Below are 15620 nucleotides of genomic sequence, written 5' to 3' on the forward strand. Positions count from 1 at the left end.
GCCGGGTGCGGCCGGCGGCTTGGCCGTCGGCGGCGCGGCGGCTGGCAGGTGCTTCCCGCGGTCTGCTCACGATGGCTCTTCCCTTTGAGGCATCCGGCGGGCGGGGTCTTTGGGGCGGTGCCTGCACAAGGCACATGGGTCACAGGGCCGACCGGCCGCAAGGACAGGGCACGCGGCCGCAAGGACACGGAGCGCGCGGTCAGTGGTGTGTGGGGTGTGGTGTGTGGGGGTGGGGTACTCGGGTCGGGTGGTGGTTCGGGGGGTTGGGGGGTGGGGGTGGGTGGTTGGTCGGGGGGTGTGTGATGGCGGTTGGGGGGGAATCCGTGTGGGTTGGGTGCCGGGCTCTGGTGATCGGTTGGGTTTCTGCTTAAGGTACCTCCTAGTCGGTTTTTTTCTGGTGGTGCCGTGCGGGTGCTGCGCGGTTGGCTGGTGGAGGTGCCATGGCTCAACAGGAGCGGGCGATCAGGACCCGTCTTGCTGTGGTGGAGGCGGCCGCCCGGGTTTTCGCGGAGCACGGGTATGTGGCGGCGAAGGTCACGGACATCCTGAAGATCGCTGGGGTGACGAAGGGGGCGTTGTATTTCCATTTCGATTCCAAGGAGGCGTTGGCGAAGGGGGTGCTGGAGGAGCAGACGTCGTACCGGCCGCCGGAGCAGGAGGTGAAGCTGCAGGAGGTGGTGGATCTGGCGATGTCGGTGGCGCACCGGTTGCGGCATGATCCGATCCTGCGGGCGGGTGCGCGGTTGTCGGCGGATCCGGTGGGGCGTGATCATTACGGCAGTGCGTGGTCGCAGTGGGTGGGGTTGTTGACGGAGATCCTGACCGAGGCGGGGCGGCGGGGTGAGACGTTGTCGCATGTGGTGCCGCGGGAGATCGCGGAGATGGTGGTGGGGGCGTTCAACGGGGTGCAGATGTATGCGCAGTTGGAGACGGATCTGCGGGATGTGGAGTACCGGGTGTCGCTGCTGCTGAAGAATCTGCTGCCGTCGATCGCTTCGCCGTCGGTGCTGCTGCGGCTGGATCTGGCTGAGGACCGGGGGGCGCGTCTGGTGGCTGAGCAGGAGGGGCGGGTGCCCGCGGCGGTGTGAGCCGGGGAGTTTTGGGGGTGGTGGGCGGTGTGAGCCGGGGGGGTCGGGGGTGCGGGGCGGTGTGAGCTCGGGGGGTTCGGGGGTGGTGGGCTGGTTGTCCGGTCGGTGGTGTTCGGGGGTGGCGGGCCGTCGAGGTCGGGGTGCTCTGCAAGGGTCCGGCTGAGTACGGGCGCTGTGTGACCGTGCGCGCGGTCGGTGTTTCCCGGTCTGCCGCTGCCCGGCTGGCAGCGGGTTCTGGGGCCGCGGCTGCGGACCAGGGAATGGGCAGCCGCAAGACGGCGCACGAGCACAACGAGAAACTCGTGCGCGGGTCCTGTCCCGCGGTGCCGACGATGCCGCTCCGCGCATCACAGGGGCAGGGTCGGTATGCCGTCGGGGAGGGGGCCGGTGTTCACGGTGGGAACTCAACGTCGGCTGATCATTGAAGCGGGCTGTGCCCGGCCCGCACAGCAGCAGGGGCCCGGCCGTGCGGTGCGTGGGTGAGCCGGCTGCGGGTGATCTTCGGCCGCTCGGCGAGGTCGGTCATCCGTGGCCGCCGTTGCGGCGCCTCGGGGAGATTGCGGCGCACTTGTTCCTGTCTGGCGGGCTGTGCTTTTTCTCGCTGCGGTTTCTCGTGGCCGTCCTGCTCGACATGGCTGTCGTTGTGTGGTCCTGGGCGGGCAGCCGATGTGATGCCGCGGGCGGTTGCTCGGATGTCTCGGCGAGGAGGCAGGCGGCGTGCCGGGGGGGTAGCTGTGAGGTGGTCTGCTGATGGCGTGGGGTGTCGGGAGGGGGCGGTTGTGCCGGGGGGCTGGCTGCCCGGGTGTTCGGCGGTGGAGTCCTGCTCGGGTGGCTGCCTGCCGGTGGGCGATGTGGTGGGGGTGCCGGCAGGGGGCGCGGGACGGCCGGTCGTCAGCGGCGCGGCTGTCGATAGGGGCCGGGCAGGTGGTGTGGTGATCTGGTATTGAGGTGTGTGTCCCGGGTGGCGGCCTGTGTCGGCGTACACGTGATCGTGCCCGGTCGTGTACGGATGGACGTGCTCGGTTTGTGAGGTGCGGGACGCCGCTGGTGGGCGGTGTGCTGCTTGATCTGTGGGGGCGGCGGAGGGCGGCTGGTCATGGTTGTGGGCCCTCATCGGTGGTTGGTACTTCGCTGGTTTCGCGATCTGTGTGAGTGCGGTGCGGTCAGCCTGTCGGAGATCGCGTAGGAGACCGGGCTGAACCGTCGGGCGGTTTCGAAGTAGCTGTCGGCCCAGGCACCCGTGGCGCCGCCGCGGCGGGCGAGCAGTGGTCGGCCCCGCGCGGGTGGTCGATGAGGTTGGCCCGCTGATCGATGCGGTGCTTCGGGCGGGAATCTGGTCACGGGTGTGGTCATCCGCGAGCGGCTGGTCGAGGAGTACGGATTGACCGGCCACTACCAGCGGGTGAAGCTCCATCTGCAGGAAGCCCGGCCCGGAATCGCGGAGGAACTGGGTGTCGCTCCCGGTGAACTTGTGGGTCTGCACCGCCGGTTCGAGGTCGTTGCGGGTGCTCAGGCGCAAGTGGACTGGGGGATGAGGGCAAGTTCCTCGCCCGTGTCGGGATTTTGGAGGTCTGCTCGTTCCACAGGGTCTTGTCCTGCTCGTGCGGCCCGTTCTGCTGCTTCATCACCAGCCAGGACATGGCGGCCTTCTTCGACTGCCACCGCCGGGCGTTCGCCCGCTTCGGCGGGGTGGCGATGTCGATCGTCTGTGACCGCACCAAGACGGTGGTCCGTCGGCATGTCGCCCCCGGCGAGGCCGTTGCGCTGCAAGTTCGCAAGCGGTCGTGTTCGCCGGGCACTACGACGTCGGCATCGACGTCCTGGCGGCCTACCGGCGAAGGCCGGGTCGAGCGGCAGGTCGACATCGTCCGGGACCACGTCCTGGCCGGCCGGGTCTTTGCCCTGCGTCGGGGAGATGGACTCTGCGTTCATGGCCTAGGGGGTGTCTCGTACCTTCGCGGCGGGCCCGCACCCACGGCGAGGTCATCGGCCTGCGGGCCGTCGCATCGCCTTGCGGCCGCTGCCCCGAACGTCCTGTGTCGTCGCCCGGCGGCACTTGCGGCCAGTGGGCAAGGATTGCCTGGTCGCCTTCGCCGGAAACCTCTGCTCGGTGCCGGCCCGAAAGGTCCCTTCCCGTCGGCTGGTCGAGGTCCGGGCGGCGAAGTCGCAGGTGGTGCTGCATGCAGGCCATCGCCGCCGATGACGGCTCGACTTTGCTGGCCGCTCACCCGCGCGCGGTCGGCGAAGGGGTCCGCGTGGTCGGCTAAGGGCACTGGGACGGCCTGCCAGATGGCACGAACTGCCGTGTCACCACCGGCGACGTCGTGCCCCGTGCCTGCCGTGAAGTGCCCCTGGGCGAAGAGGCTGGCCCACTGCAGGCCTTGCTGGCCCGGGCCGCGGCCGCCGGCATCGAGGCCGGCCGCCGTCCGCTGTCGGTCTACGACGAACTGACCGGCACCTGCCCCTTCACCAACCGGGCCACGAAGGAATCGTCGTGAGCGAGCTGACCGGGAACCGTGTCCGCACCACGGCCGCGAAGCTCAGCCTGCCCCACCTGGCCGAGGTCCTGGACCAGTACGCACAGCGGGGGCGACGAGGCCACGATGGGCTGCCTCGGCTTCCTCGGCCTGGTCCTGTCCGAAGAACTGGCTGTCCGCTGCGACCGCCGCTTCGGCCAGGGCCTGCGGCTGTCGAAGCTCCCCCGCCTCAGGACGCTGGAGGGCTACGGCTTCTCCTTCCGGTCCGGCCTCGGCCCGCGCGAAGTCAAAGACCTCGCCACCCTCTGCTTCATCGAGGCCACGGCCAACGCTGCCCTGCTCGGGCCGCCGGGAGCCGGCAAGGCCCACATCGGCGTCGCCCTCGCCCTGGCGGCCTGCCGGGCCGGTTGCTCGGTCTGCTTCACCGGCCTCGACGACATGGTCCGCAGACCTCGCCGTCGCCGAAGCCGCAGGCCGTCTGACCGGCGAACTGGGCACCTGCCTGCGCTCCAGCGTCCTCGTGGTGGACGAGGTCGGCTACCAGCCTCTGCAACGGGCAGAGGCCGCCCTCGTCTTCCAGGGGGTCTCCACACGCTACGAGAAGGGCTCGATCATCCTCACGTCGAACAGGACCGTCAGCGAATGGGGCCAGGTTCTCGGCGACGAGGGCCGGCCACCGTCCGTCCTTGACCGGCTTCTCCACCACTGCGAGGTGATCTCGCTACGACGGCCCCGGCTACCGGCTCAAGAACCGGCTCGCGGCCGTCGAAGGGGACACCCAAGTGGCCTGATCGGACAGAACAGCGGCGTCCGTCACCGGACAACCGAGATCTTGGGCAACGGCTGCTGCCATTCACCCAGTTCGGCAATGAGTACCCGGCGGGCCAGCCGCCGGGCCTGGCTCCACCCCTCATCTGCGGACAACGCCTCCCTCGTCCATCGGCCAGCGTTCTGCGCACCGCTCATCGCACTGAGAACGGCGTCGATCTCCCGCAGGTCAGGCAGAACACGGCGACCGAGTTGCCCTTCACCCACCAGGGCTTCAGCCATGGCGAAAGCGTGATCGAAGTCCAGGGCCATCTCATCCGTCACCACGTCGTGCTTGGCCAGCCAGGCAACCTGGGAGGGGGCATCAGCGGCCAGCACGGCCAGCGACTCGAGCAACAAGCGCCGGCGGAACAAAGGACCAGGATTCTCCACACCGTGATCGTCGCACGCGTCCACTTGCCTGAGCCCACAGACGGACATCTGGCTGGGCACATGCATCCGTACTTCGTCGAGCACGTTCACACGTACGCCGACAGCCTGGTCAGGCGGGCTGTGCCGCAGCGGTGGGCAGGCGGCAGGCGGCCGTAGCGGGGGGGGCGTCTTGTGTTACTGCGGCCAGACGGCCCGCTCGCCGGGCGTTGTTGCCGCGTGCTGCCGGTCGGTGTGGTCGGAGCCGGTCCGGCCGTCGTGTGCCGACGGTCTGTGCGCCGCCGCCCGAGGGGTTGGGCTGTTGGGGGGGTGCGGGCCGGTCGTCTGCTGCCGTTGTGTGGCCTCGTGTTCGCGGGCCGTGGTGGCGGTGCTCGCCCACCGTGGAGGTGGTGGGGGTTGGCCGGGTGGGGGCGGCTGTTCCTGCGCGGCGTGGTCGGCGTTTGGGTGCTGGACGTGGTGCCGCCCGGCCTGGTGGGCCGGGCGGCGTGTGCGGGGGAAGGCGGTTGATTGTTCCGGCTTGCCCGGATCCGGTCACCGGGCTTGTGGGCCGGGCCGGCCGCACTGTGAGGCGGCCGTGGCTGTACGGGTCCTGGCTGCGCTGGGGCCGGGACGGGGGTGGTGATGGTTTTCGGGTGTCCTGGCGGTGCTTGCCGGGTGTTGCCGGGCTTTCGCCGTCGTGGAGGTGCCGCCGTCTCCTGTGCTGCCGCCGGTCGCAGGGGTGTGCCGGGGCCCGTCCGGCCGTGCGGGGCGGGGGGCCTTCGGCGGGGTGTGCTGCCCGGCGGGGTCGTCCGCCCAGGGGGCCCGGTCTGGTGGTGTGGCCTGGTCCGGCGGGCCGGTGCCGCCCGGTGGTCTGGGAGTGGGGGTGGGGTCAGGTGGTGGTGATGGTGGTGGTGAAGACCTGGGTGTTGTCCTGGTGGCCGGTGATGAGGACCTGTGGGGGGTGTGCGGGGTGGTGGGGGAGGGTGCGGGCGGTGATGAGGCAGGGGGTGTCGAGTTCGGCGTAGCGGGTGAAGTGGCTGGTGATGCCGGCGGGCAGGCAGGGGCGGCCGAGGTGGGCGGTGGTGGCCTGGCGGGCGGCTTCGAGCAGGACCATGCCGGGGATGTGGTCGACGGGGTGGTCGAAGAGGACGGGGTGGCGGGTGTCGGCCCGCAGTTGCCAGTGGTCGGGTTCGGTGGTGGGGGAGAGCACGACGTCGGTGGGGGACAGACGGCCGACGTCCTGGGGGGCCAGGGGGCTGGTCAGCGGCAGGGGGGCGGGTGCGGCCTGGCCGATGCGGGCGGCGCGCAGACGCCGGTAGACGGCCGGTGAGGTGCAGTTGAAGGTGGCGGCGCCGGTGGCGGCGATGTGGCCGTCGCGGCGGATGACCACGTCCAGGTGCAGGCCGGAGATGCTGGTTCCGCGGCGTTTGATGTCGCTGCAGGTGACCTCGATCTCGGGGGCCGCGGGGGTGCCGGCGATCAGCAGGTGCTCGGGTCTGGTGTCGACGCTGAGGTCCCACATCAGGAACTGGTGGCCGAGGGGGACGGCGAACTCGGTGTGGGCGAGCAGCAGTCCGGCCTGGCGGATCGTTTCGGCGACCAGGAGCGGGTCGTGGTGGCCCTCGACGGTGGCGAAGAACCCGTGCAGGCGCGGCCACTGGGCGCTGACCGTGAAGCGGGTTGCGTCAAGGCGCCGCCAGCCGGTCAGCATCACCTCGGCGACGCTGGCGCGGTGGACGTATTCCTTGGGAACGGTGGTGGTCAGGGACGGCTGGTGCAGTACTGCGGTGGCTGCCGCTGCCGTGGCGCCGTACGCGGTGCGGCCGGTGTGGCCGGTGGCGTCCAGCGCGCGTTCGATCTGGAACGTGCTCGCAGACATGTCTGTCCCCCTCAGCTGACATTGACTGGAAGTGAGGGTTTTCCTCGCCAGGGAAGATACATACCACCCGGTTTAGTTTCTAGGGGAACGAGACCCTCCGCCTGCACGACTTGTGGACTGATCGATTCCACCTCGCGTCCCGGCGCAGTCCCGCTCCCGGCCGTCGCCCGCTCCCGTCGCCCGTCCCGCCCCGCCGGACCTGCGGGGACGTGCGAAACCGCCGTTGGGTGCGGTTTCGCGTGCCGGGGAGCGGGCCGGTGTCCGGCGCTCCTGCCGGCCGGCGGGGTCGTGCCGGTATCTGCGGGGGCGGGCGGGGGAACGGCTGCTTCCGGTTGTGGGTTTACCGGCATCCGGGGCCTGTGCGCGGGCGCGTGGGCGTCCGCCGGGGGTGCGGGCGACGTCAGGCGGCCTCGACCCGCCAGCGCTGCCTGTTCCTGGCCGTGGGGTGCGGCGCCGGCCGCGGCCGGCGGGGCCTGCTGCCGGTGGCCCGGTGGCCCGGTGGCCGGGTGGCCGGGTGGCCGGGTGGCCGGGTGGCCGGGTGGCCGGTGGCCCGGTGATCGGTGGCCCGATGGCTGGTGGCCGGTAGCCGGTGGTGGCCGGGCTGGTCGGCTGGTCGTGGTGGTGGTCGTGCGCGGTGCGTCCGGGGTGCTTGTGTGCGGGGTTGGTCGGCGTGGTGGGCGGGGTGGGGGAGGGGGGGGCGGGGCGGTTTGTGTGCAAGCGGCCGCTGGTGATCCTCGAGTCAGTCCTCATCGCCTCTCAAGGCGTGCGGCTCACGATGGCCGGACCGGGACAGCGCAGAAAGACCGGGGCCGGCTCCGTCAGGGACCGGGTTCCGGGCCGGCGGTGTGTGAGGGCCCGGGCCTGCGCTGACTGTGCGGGAGGACCGGGCCGCGGGCCGTGTGGGCCGGGGCCGGGCGTGATGGACGGGAGGGACGCGATGGAGGGTGCGCACACCGTGCTGCGGGTGGAACGCGGCCGGGCCGGCGCGGAGGAACTGGCCGCTGTGACGGCGGTGCTGCTCGCCCTGCGGGCCCAGGGCCAGGCGCACGGCGAGCCGCAGGACGGACTGCCGGGCGGGGCACCTGAGGGCCCCCCGGCGCCGGAGCGGGCGTGGTGGGCACCGGTGCAGGACTTCACCGCGCCCGGCAGCTGGCGGTGAACCCGCCGCCTGCTCCGGTGGTGTCCTGCCGGACCGGACGCCGCCGGCGGACGGGTGCAGGCCGGGACGCCGCCCGCGGGTCACCCCGCCACCAGGGGCGCTGCCCCCGGGCCGGGCCCCTGCACCGGGGCGCTGCCCGCGAGCGGGCCCCGGCCGGGCCCGCGGGCTGACCCGGCGGCCGCAACGCCGCCCCCGGCAGCCGCCGGCGGGACGGTGCCCCGAGGATGCCCTCAACCGGGCGTCACCCGTGGGGGGTTCCCTGCTCGGGCAGGTGTCCGCGGCCCGCCACCGGGGACCCTGCCCTCAGGCCGGTGGCCGGCACCGGAGCACCGCCCTCGGACCCGCTCCCTGAGCCGGGACGCCGTCCGCAGGCCGTACCCCACCGGGTGCTGCACGCGGCCGGTCCCCAACTGGGCTCCGCCCGTGGGTTGTTGCCGGACGGATCGTGTCCGCGGGCGGTCCCCGACCAGGTGCCGCCCCCGGGCGGTTCCCGACCCAGGCGCTGCGCGCGGACGCTCCCCGACAGGGTGCTGTTCGCGGGCCATCGCCGGCCGCGGGCGCTGCCTTGGTAACGCCCCCGGCCGGGGCGGCATCCGCAGGCGGTGTTCCCCGGCGCGGTACTGCCCGCAGGCCGGCCTCGACCGGCCGCTGCTGCGGACGGGCACACCAACCGGGTGCTGCCTGAGGGTGGTTACCGGCCGGGCGGGTCCGTCAACGGTCTCCCGCAGGCGGTGGCCCGCAGGCGGTGGCCCGCGGGCGGTTGCCGGCCGGGCGGCCGTCTCCGAGCCGCCCACCGGGCGGGCTGCCCGGTGAGCGGTTCCGACCGGATGGCGTCTGGCTGGCGGGTTCAGGCCGGGTGCTGCCATGCGGCTGCCCACGGGCGGTTCCCGGCCGGGGCACTGTCCACGGGCGGGCTGCGACCGGGTGCCGCTCGGTGGGCGGTTCTCGACCGGGTGGCGCTCCGGGCGGCTCCCGGCCGGATGGCGTCTGGCTGGCGGGTTCAGGCCGGGTGCTGCCAGGCGGCTGCCCACGGGCGGTTCCCGGCCGGGCCACTGCCCACGGGCGGGCCGCGACCGGACACCCGCCCGGTTGGCCGGTTGCCGACCGGGTGGCTCTCGCGGGCGGCCTACGACCGGGTGCTGCCCCGGGGCGGTCCCGTCAGGCGGCTGCCCGGGGCGGGTTCCCGGCCGGGGCACTGCCCACGGGCAGGTGCACTGCCCACGGGCAGGTGCACAACCGGGCGCTGCGCCGTGAGCGGTTCCCGGCCGGGTGACCGCCCCCGGGCGGTTCCCAGCCGGGTGCTGCCCGAAGAGGAACCCCTGGCCGGGGGCTGCCCGGTGGAGGACTCCTGACGGGGTTCCGCCCGGAGAGGGACCCCCGACCGGGCCGCCCGCAGGGGAAACCCCCACCGGGTCCCGCCCGCTGGGGAACTCCCGGCCGGGTGCCGCCCGGTGAGGAACCGCGGGCCGGGTGGCCCGGCAAGCGGTTCCCCGCCGGAGGGTGGCCGTCAGGGGGTGGCCCGGCAGGCGGTCCCGACCGGGTGCCGGCCCGGCGGCCCCACCCCGGGGCTGTCCGCCCGGACCGCGGTCCACCCGGGCCACGGTCCACCCGGGCCGCGGTCCGCCCGGGCCGCGGTCCGCCCGGGTCCGGGCCGCGGTCGGCCCGGGCCGCGGTGAACGGGCGCTGCGTGGCGGTGTCCGCCCCGGCGGGCCGGCGCAGCGCGTACAGGCAAGTGATCAGGCGTTTTGACCATGTTCGGTGTGGATGCGGGGCGGGATGTGTGTGGACCTGCCCAGGAAGGGGCCAGCGATGACGACGACGACGGCGTTCGCTTCTTTGGAGCCGGCTGACCTGCACGGCCGTGTCGCGGAGCTGCAGCAGATCCGCGAGCAGGCGCTGGCCGGTCCGGGCCAGAAGGCGACCGAGGCGCAGCACGCGCGCGGCAAGCTCACCGCCCGCGAACGGATCGAACTGCTGCTGGATCCAGGCTCCTTCCAGGAGGTGGAGCCGTTGCGCCGCCACCGGGCCAGCGGCTTCGGGATGGAGGCCAAACGCCCCTACACCGACGGTGTGGTCACCGGCTGGGGCACGGTCGAGGGACGCACCGTGTTCGTCTACGCCCACGACTTCCGCATCTTCGGCGGCGCGCTGGGCGAGGCCCACGCCCAGAAGATCCACAAGATCATGGACATGGCCATCGCGGCCGGCTGCCCGCTGGTCTCCCTCAACGACGGCGCCGGCGCCCGCATCCAGGAAGGCGTCACGGCACTGGCCGGCTACGGCGGCATCTTCCGCCGCAACACCCAGGCCTCCGGGGTGATCCCGCAGATCTCCGTCATCCTGGGCCCCTGCGCCGGCGGCGCCGCCTACAGCCCGGCCCTGACCGACTTCGTGTTCATGGTCCGCGACACCTCGCAGATGTTCATCACCGGCCCCGACGTGGTGCGCGCGGTCACGGGCGAGGAGATCACCCACAACGGCCTGGGCGGCGCGGACGTGCACGCCCAGACCAGCGGCGTCGCCCACTTCGTCTACGACGACGAGGAGACCTGCCTGGCCGAGGTGCGCTACCTGCTGTCCCTGCTGCCCTCCAACAACCGCCAGCAGCCGCCGCGCACCGCCTGCACCGACCCGGCCGAGCGCCGCTCGCCGGCCCTGCTGGACATCGTCCCCGCCGACGGCAACCGCCCCTACGACATGGCCCGCGTCATCGAGGAGATCGTCGACGACGGCGAGATGATGGAGGTCCACGAGCACTGGGCACGCAACGTCATCTGCGCGCTCGCCCGCCTGGACGGCCACGTCGTGGGCATCATCGCCAACCAGCCCCAGACCCTCGCCGGCGTCCTGGACATCGAGGCCAGCGAGAAGGCCGCCCGCTTCGTGCAGTTCTGCGACGCCTTCAGCATCCCCCTGCTCACCCTGCTGGACGTGCCCGGCTTCCTGCCCGGCGTGGACCAGGAACACGGCGGGATCATCCGCCACGGCGCCAAACTGCTCTACGCCTACTGCAACGCCAGCGTCCCGCGCATCTCCCTGGTGGTCCGCAAGGCCTACGGCGGCGCCTACATCGTGATGGACTCCCAGTCCATCGGCGCGGACCTGACCTACGCCTGGCCGGCCAACGAGATCGCCGTGATGGGCGCCGACGGCGCCGCCAACGTCATCTTCCGCCGGCAGATCGCCCAGGCCGAGGACCCCGAGGCCATGCGCACCGAGCTGGTCAAGGAGTACAGGTCCGAACTGATGCATCCCTACTACGCGGCCGAGCGCGGCCTGGTCGACGACGTCATCGACCCCGCCGCCACCCGCGAAGTGCTCATCAGGTCACTGTCGATGCTGCGCACCAAGCACGCCGCCCTGCCCTCCCGCAAGCACGGCAACCCCCCGCAGTAGCAGCAACACAGCAACACAGCGGCAGGCAGCGACAGCGGCAGCAAGCAGCAGCAACACAGCAACAAGCAGCAACAGCAAGCAGCAACAGCAAGCAGCAACAGCAAGCAGCAAGCAGCAAGCAGCAAGCAGCGACAGGGCCGCTGCGCCCGGCCGGACCCCGCACCCCCCCGCAGGGCCGGCCGGGCGCAGCGGTGCGCACTGTCACGAGTGCGGCCGGAGGGCCGGGTGCGGGTGCCGGCACCCCCCGCGGTGCGCGGCGGCACTGCGCGGTGCGCCGGCGGTGCCGGGCGGCAGCCGGCGGTGGATGGCGGGCTGCGCGGGGCGTGGTGGCAAGTGGTGGGTGTAGGTGTCGGTTCAGGAGAGGGCACATGGTCAAACAGCAGCGGGCGGCCCGTACCCGGCAGGCGCTGATCGAGGCGGCGGCCGCGGTGTTCGCCGAGGAGGGCTTCGCCGCGGCGTCGCTGAGCACCATCAGCCGGCAGGCCGGCGTCAGCAACGGGGCACTGCACTTCCACTTCGCCAGCAAGAACGCCCTCGCCGACGCCGTCGAGGCCCAGGCATGCGAACGGCTCGCCCGCATCACCGCCACCGCACCGGCGCGCCCGGGCCCGCTGCTGCAGAGGGTCATCGACGCCACCCACACACTCATGGAGGCCCTGACCGCCGACGTCGTGCTGCGCGGCGCCTTCGCCCTCGCCTGCGAACCCGCCCGCCCGCGCGACGGCAGCCCCCACCTCCACTGGCAGCACTGGCTCGAGGGCACCCTGCACCGGGCCGAACGCACCGGCGCACTGGCCCGCGGCATCCGCGCGGCGGACACCGCCCGCACGCTCGTCGCCGCGACCGTGGGCTTCGCCGTCCTCGGCGCCGACGACCCCGCCTGGCTCGGCCGGCCCCACATGACCGCCCTGTGGAACGCCCTCCTGCCGGGCCTGGCCGCCCGCCAGGAACTGCCCCGCCTGCGCAGCACCGGACCCCACCCGCCGGCCCCCGCCCCCCCGCACTCCCGCCCCCAGCCCTGACCCCGCAAAAGGGCCAGGCACGCCTCGTACGCAGGCGGTACGCACCCCGTACGCACCCCGTACGCACCCCGTACGGGACCCGTACGCGACCCGGCCCGGAGCCCCGACCCGGAGCCCCGCCCCGCGTCGCCCCGCCCCACCAGCACCAGCACCAGCCCCGTCACCCCCACCCCCGTACCAAACCTGGAGGTCGGTTTAGAGACCGGAGTTCGATCACCATACCCCCGTTTTCCGCTGGAAGATCCCTCGCGTCGCCCCACAGGCTGACTCAAGTCCCGCTAGAGAAATCCATACCCGCAGGTCAGGGCGATCTGCCACCTGAGATCCCCTTGGAAAATACAGGGCAGGCGGTTTGGTATTGACGTACCCGCTGTGCTGTTTTTAGTCTGGTCGCGTCGCCGGTCCAGGCACGAGGGGACGGCCGCGGCGACCACACTCGGGCATCAGACAGGGGAGGACCGCGTGGACATCGAGGTACTGGGCGCACTGGCCGTACAGGAGAGAGGCATCTCCATCACGCCGACGGCTCCCAAGCCGCGTCAGGTGCTGGCCCTGCTGGCCCTGCACGCCGACCGGGTGGTGCCGGTGAGCTCACTGATCGACGAGCTGTGGGGCGCCGCCCCGCCGCGCAGCGCACGCACCACCCTGCAGACCTACATCCTGCAGCTGCGCGAACTGATCGCCGCCGCCCTGCAGGCCGGCGCCCCCCACCCGGACGCCGCCGAGACGGCCCGGCGCTGCGCCAAGGACGTCCTGGTGACCATGCCCAGCGGCTACCTGCTCGCCGCCGGCGGCGGCAGCAGCGACGTGCGCACCTTCGAGCGCCTGGCCGGCACCGGCTACCGGGCCATGGACGCCGGCGACTTCACCGCCGCCGCCCGCCAGCTGCGCGAGGCCCTGGGCCTGTGGACCGGCACCGCCCTGGCCGACGTCCAGGCCGGCGCGCAGCTGGAGATGGAGATCCGCCGCCTGGAGGAGAACCGGCTGTGCGCGCTGGACCAGCGCATCGAGGCCGACCTCAAGCTCGGACGCCACCGCGAACTGCTCGCCGAACTGACCGTCCTGGTCAACCGCTACCGCACCCACGAGAGCCTGCACGGGCAGTTCATGCTCGCCCTGTACCGCTCGGGACGCCGCGGCGAGGCACTGGAGGTCTACCAGCGGCTGCGCGCAACCCTGGTACGCGACCTGGGACTTGAGCCCTCCGTGGAACTGCAGCGCCTGCAGCGCTCCATCCTCATGGCCCACCCCGAGACGACCGCCCTGGCGCCCGGCGCCGCCGGCCGCCGCCTCGTCCCCGCGACCTGACCCCCGCTCACCCCCCGGCCGGCCCCGGCCGCCTCGGGCCGCCTCGGGCCGGCATGGCAAAAGACCCACCCCCGTCCTCCACGGCCTGCCCTCGCTCTCCGGCCGTCGAGCGCCCCCCACGCGGCGGCGCCCCCTACCGGGGCGCGCCCCTGCCAGGCCGGCCGGCGGCCCGGTGCCCCCACCCGCGGGCACCGGGCCGCCGCCGCATCCCCCCCGCACCCCGGCCCCGCCCCGCCGGCACCCGCCAGCACCCCCGGCCCGGCGGCCGACCCCCAGAAAACCCCTCCCACGGCACCGCACCCGCACCGGCACCCGCGCCCGCACCGGCCCGGCACGGATGCGAAATCACGCATTCCGTATTCCGTGTCCGCCTGTATTTCCGCGCACCGCCCAATCCCTGTGCAAAAACAATTCCCGGCCGGCACGGTCGAGCCGCTATTCGCCCGTTCTCGAGTCGATCATTCAGTGTCTCCCGGGCGGGCAGTCGAAACGTCCTCGAGCCCCGGTCGAGAAAAACGGGGTGCCGCGTGATTGCCGCTAGTGTGCTCCCGGCGACGGAATTCAGCCACGAGAGGAACCCCGACGAGTACGGAGGAAAGCAGTGAAGATTCAGGTTCTGGGTCCCTTGAGCGCCGAGGTCAACGGGGGATCGCTGGTCCCCACGGCCGGCAAGCCGCGGCAGATTCTCTCCCTGCTCGCCCTCTACCCCGGACGGGTGATGCCGGTTCCCACGCTCATGGAGGAGATCTGGGGAACCGAGCCGCCGCAGAGCGCGCTCACCACCCTGCAGACCTACATCCTGCAGCTGCGCCGGCACCTGGGCACCGCCATGGGACCCGACGCCCCCGGCCGCGCCAAGGAGGTGCTCGCCACCCGGCACGGCGGATACCTGCTGCAGATACCGCCCGAGTGCGTCGACGTGCACGAGTACGAACGCCTGGTCACCGAGGGCCGTTCCGCCTTCGAAGCCGGCGACGACGAGGCCTCCGCCGACCGCTTCCGCAGGGCGCTCGAGCTGTGGCGCGGCCCCGCGCTGGTCGACGTGCGCGTCGGCCCGGTGCTGTCCATCGAGGTCATGCGCCTGGAGGAGAGCCGGCTGGGCACCGTGGAGCGGCGCATCGACGCCGACCTGCGCCTGGGGCGCCACTCCGAGCTCATCGCCGAGCTCGCCGAGCTGACCGCCCGCTACCCCCACCACGAAGGGCTGCACTCCCAGGCCATGGTGGCGCTGTACCGCTCGGGGCGGCAGGCATCCGCCCTGGCCGTCTACCGCAAGCTGCGCATCCGCCTGATCGAGGAACTGGGCGTGGAGCCCTCGCCGCAGCTGCAGCGTCTGCATCACGCCATGCTGTCCGTCGACCCGCAGCTCGACGTCGTCGCCGGCGCCCGGCGCACCTCGACCTTCGACCTCTACGCCGCCTGAGGCCGACCGGAGCGGGGGCCGCATCGGACTGAGACGTCACATATCCGCCACCACCGTGCACGGCACCCGGGACCGGGTGCCGTGCACGCGGCATTAACGACACCAATCGCCCGCCCGCACCCGGCGCCATTCCCGAAGGAGCAGCCCAGCCCCCCTTTTTTTCCGCTTCTGCCGGGACGGGTTGCGGGATTGCGGGAGAAGGCGTTGCGTGCCTTTCGGCCGGACCCGGCCGGACCCGGCCGGGAACGCAAACGGAAATCCGGGCCGGGCCGGCCACAGCCTCCGGCGGGGGAGCGGTAAGCGGCCCCGGACGGGCCCCGGGACGGGTGCCGGCCCGGGGCCGAAGACGTAAGCCGAAGGGGGGAGTTATTCCGCCGCCTGCGCCTGCGCCTGCGCCTGCGCCTGCGTCTGTGCCTGTGCCTACGTCTGCGTCTGCGGGTGTGCCTCGTCCTGCGGCTTCGGCGCATCCCCCGGTCCCTCGGGCCCCTCACCGTCCTGCGGGTCGGCGGGGGTCTTGACGGAGTCGAGCAGGAGCTGGGCGACGTCGAGGACCTGGACGGTCTCCTTGGCCTTGCCCTCGTTCTTCTTGCCGTTGACGGAGTCGGTGAGCATGACCAGGCAGAACGGGCAGGCGGTGGAGACGATGTCGGGGTTGAGCGACAGTGCCTCGTCGACGCGTTCGTTGTTGATGC

General features: G+C 72.7%; 9 protein-coding genes and 2 pseudogenes. 8 read left to right on the top strand and 3 right to left on the bottom strand.

What is annotated here, in order from left to right; translation table 11 throughout:
- Positions 1-440 precede the first annotated feature (440 nt).
- The 3 genes and pseudogenes from E4U92_RS27915 to istB all read left to right on the top strand — a co-directional run bounded on the left by E4U92_RS27915 (position 441) and on the right by istB (position 4356).
- Positions 441-1088: a ScbR family autoregulator-binding transcription factor gene (locus E4U92_RS27915; RefSeq protein WP_137303202.1), complete on the top strand. Its 648-nt coding sequence runs from the start codon at positions 441-443 to the stop codon at positions 1086-1088.
- A gap of 2065 nt (positions 1089-3153) precedes the next feature.
- Positions 3154-3291 carry a Mu transposase domain-containing protein gene (locus tag E4U92_RS37270; RefSeq protein WP_422070807.1) on the top strand — a complete coding sequence of 46 codons (138 nt, stop codon included), beginning with the start codon at positions 3154-3156 and terminating at the stop codon, positions 3289-3291.
- A 291-nt stretch (positions 3292-3582) separates the two neighbouring features.
- Positions 3583-4356: pseudogene (istB, locus tag E4U92_RS37175) on the top strand (IS21-like element helper ATPase IstB).
- 22 nt (positions 4357-4378) lie between these two features.
- Here the strand turns inward: istB and E4U92_RS36835 are convergent.
- Both E4U92_RS36835 and E4U92_RS27935 read right to left on the bottom strand, forming a co-directional pair.
- Complete coding sequence (locus E4U92_RS36835) at positions 4379-4855, bottom strand: hypothetical protein (RefSeq protein ID WP_229863299.1); 477 nt, start codon at positions 4853-4855, stop codon at positions 4379-4381.
- 775 nt (positions 4856-5630) lie between these two features.
- On the bottom strand, positions 5631-6620 hold the full coding sequence (locus E4U92_RS27935; RefSeq protein ID WP_137303203.1) for a ScbA/BarX family gamma-butyrolactone biosynthesis protein: 990 nt from the start codon (positions 6618-6620) through the stop codon (positions 5631-5633).
- Between the two features lie 937 nt (positions 6621-7557).
- Here E4U92_RS27935 and E4U92_RS27940 point away from each other — a divergent pair.
- The 5 genes from E4U92_RS27940 (at position 7558) to E4U92_RS27965 (ending at position 14928) form a co-directional block, all read left to right on the top strand.
- Entirely contained in the window at positions 7558-7779 is a 222-nt protein-coding gene (locus E4U92_RS27940; protein ID WP_137303204.1) for an acyl-CoA carboxylase subunit epsilon, read from the top strand.
- Positions 7780-9588: 1809 nt separating this feature from the next.
- A complete protein-coding gene (locus E4U92_RS27950; protein WP_137303206.1) occupies positions 9589-11175 on the top strand; it encodes an acyl-CoA carboxylase subunit beta in 1587 nt (528 codons plus the stop codon).
- A 368-nt stretch (positions 11176-11543) separates the two neighbouring features.
- Positions 11544-12197, top strand: a complete 654-nt coding sequence (locus E4U92_RS27955; protein WP_137303207.1) for a ScbR family autoregulator-binding transcription factor — start codon at positions 11544-11546, stop codon at positions 12195-12197.
- Positions 12198-12659: 462 nt separating this feature from the next.
- Positions 12660-13505: an AfsR/SARP family transcriptional regulator gene (locus tag E4U92_RS27960; RefSeq protein WP_137303208.1), complete on the top strand. Its 846-nt coding sequence runs from the start codon at positions 12660-12662 to the stop codon at positions 13503-13505.
- Positions 13506-14106: 601 nt separating this feature from the next.
- Complete coding sequence (locus E4U92_RS27965; RefSeq protein ID WP_137303209.1) at positions 14107-14928, top strand: AfsR/SARP family transcriptional regulator; 822 nt, start codon at positions 14107-14109, stop codon at positions 14926-14928.
- A 420-nt stretch (positions 14929-15348) separates the two neighbouring features.
- Here the strand turns inward: E4U92_RS27965 and E4U92_RS27970 are convergent.
- Positions 15349-15620, bottom strand: a pseudogene (locus E4U92_RS27970) (hypothetical protein); the annotation flags it as partial.

Source organism: Streptomyces galbus (assembly GCF_005280195.1).
Taxonomy (GTDB): Bacteria; Actinomycetota; Actinomycetes; order Streptomycetales; family Streptomycetaceae; genus Streptomyces; species Streptomyces galbus.

Bases quoted from the DNA above. Each gene is read 5' to 3' on its own strand.
- E4U92_RS27935 (WP_137303203.1), bottom strand. From the start codon at position 6,620: ATGTCTGCGAGCACGTTCCAGATCGAACGCGCGCTGGACGCCACCGGC.
- E4U92_RS27950 (WP_137303206.1), top strand. From the start codon at position 9,589: ATGACGACGACGACGGCGTTCGCTTCTTTGGAGCCGGCTGACCTGCAC.
- E4U92_RS27940 (WP_137303204.1), top strand. From the start codon at position 7,558: ATGGAGGGTGCGCACACCGTGCTGCGGGTGGAACGCGGCCGGGCCGGC.
- E4U92_RS27955 (WP_137303207.1), top strand. From the start codon at position 11,544: ATGGTCAAACAGCAGCGGGCGGCCCGTACCCGGCAGGCGCTGATCGAG.
- E4U92_RS27915 (WP_137303202.1), top strand. From the start codon at position 441: ATGGCTCAACAGGAGCGGGCGATCAGGACCCGTCTTGCTGTGGTGGAG.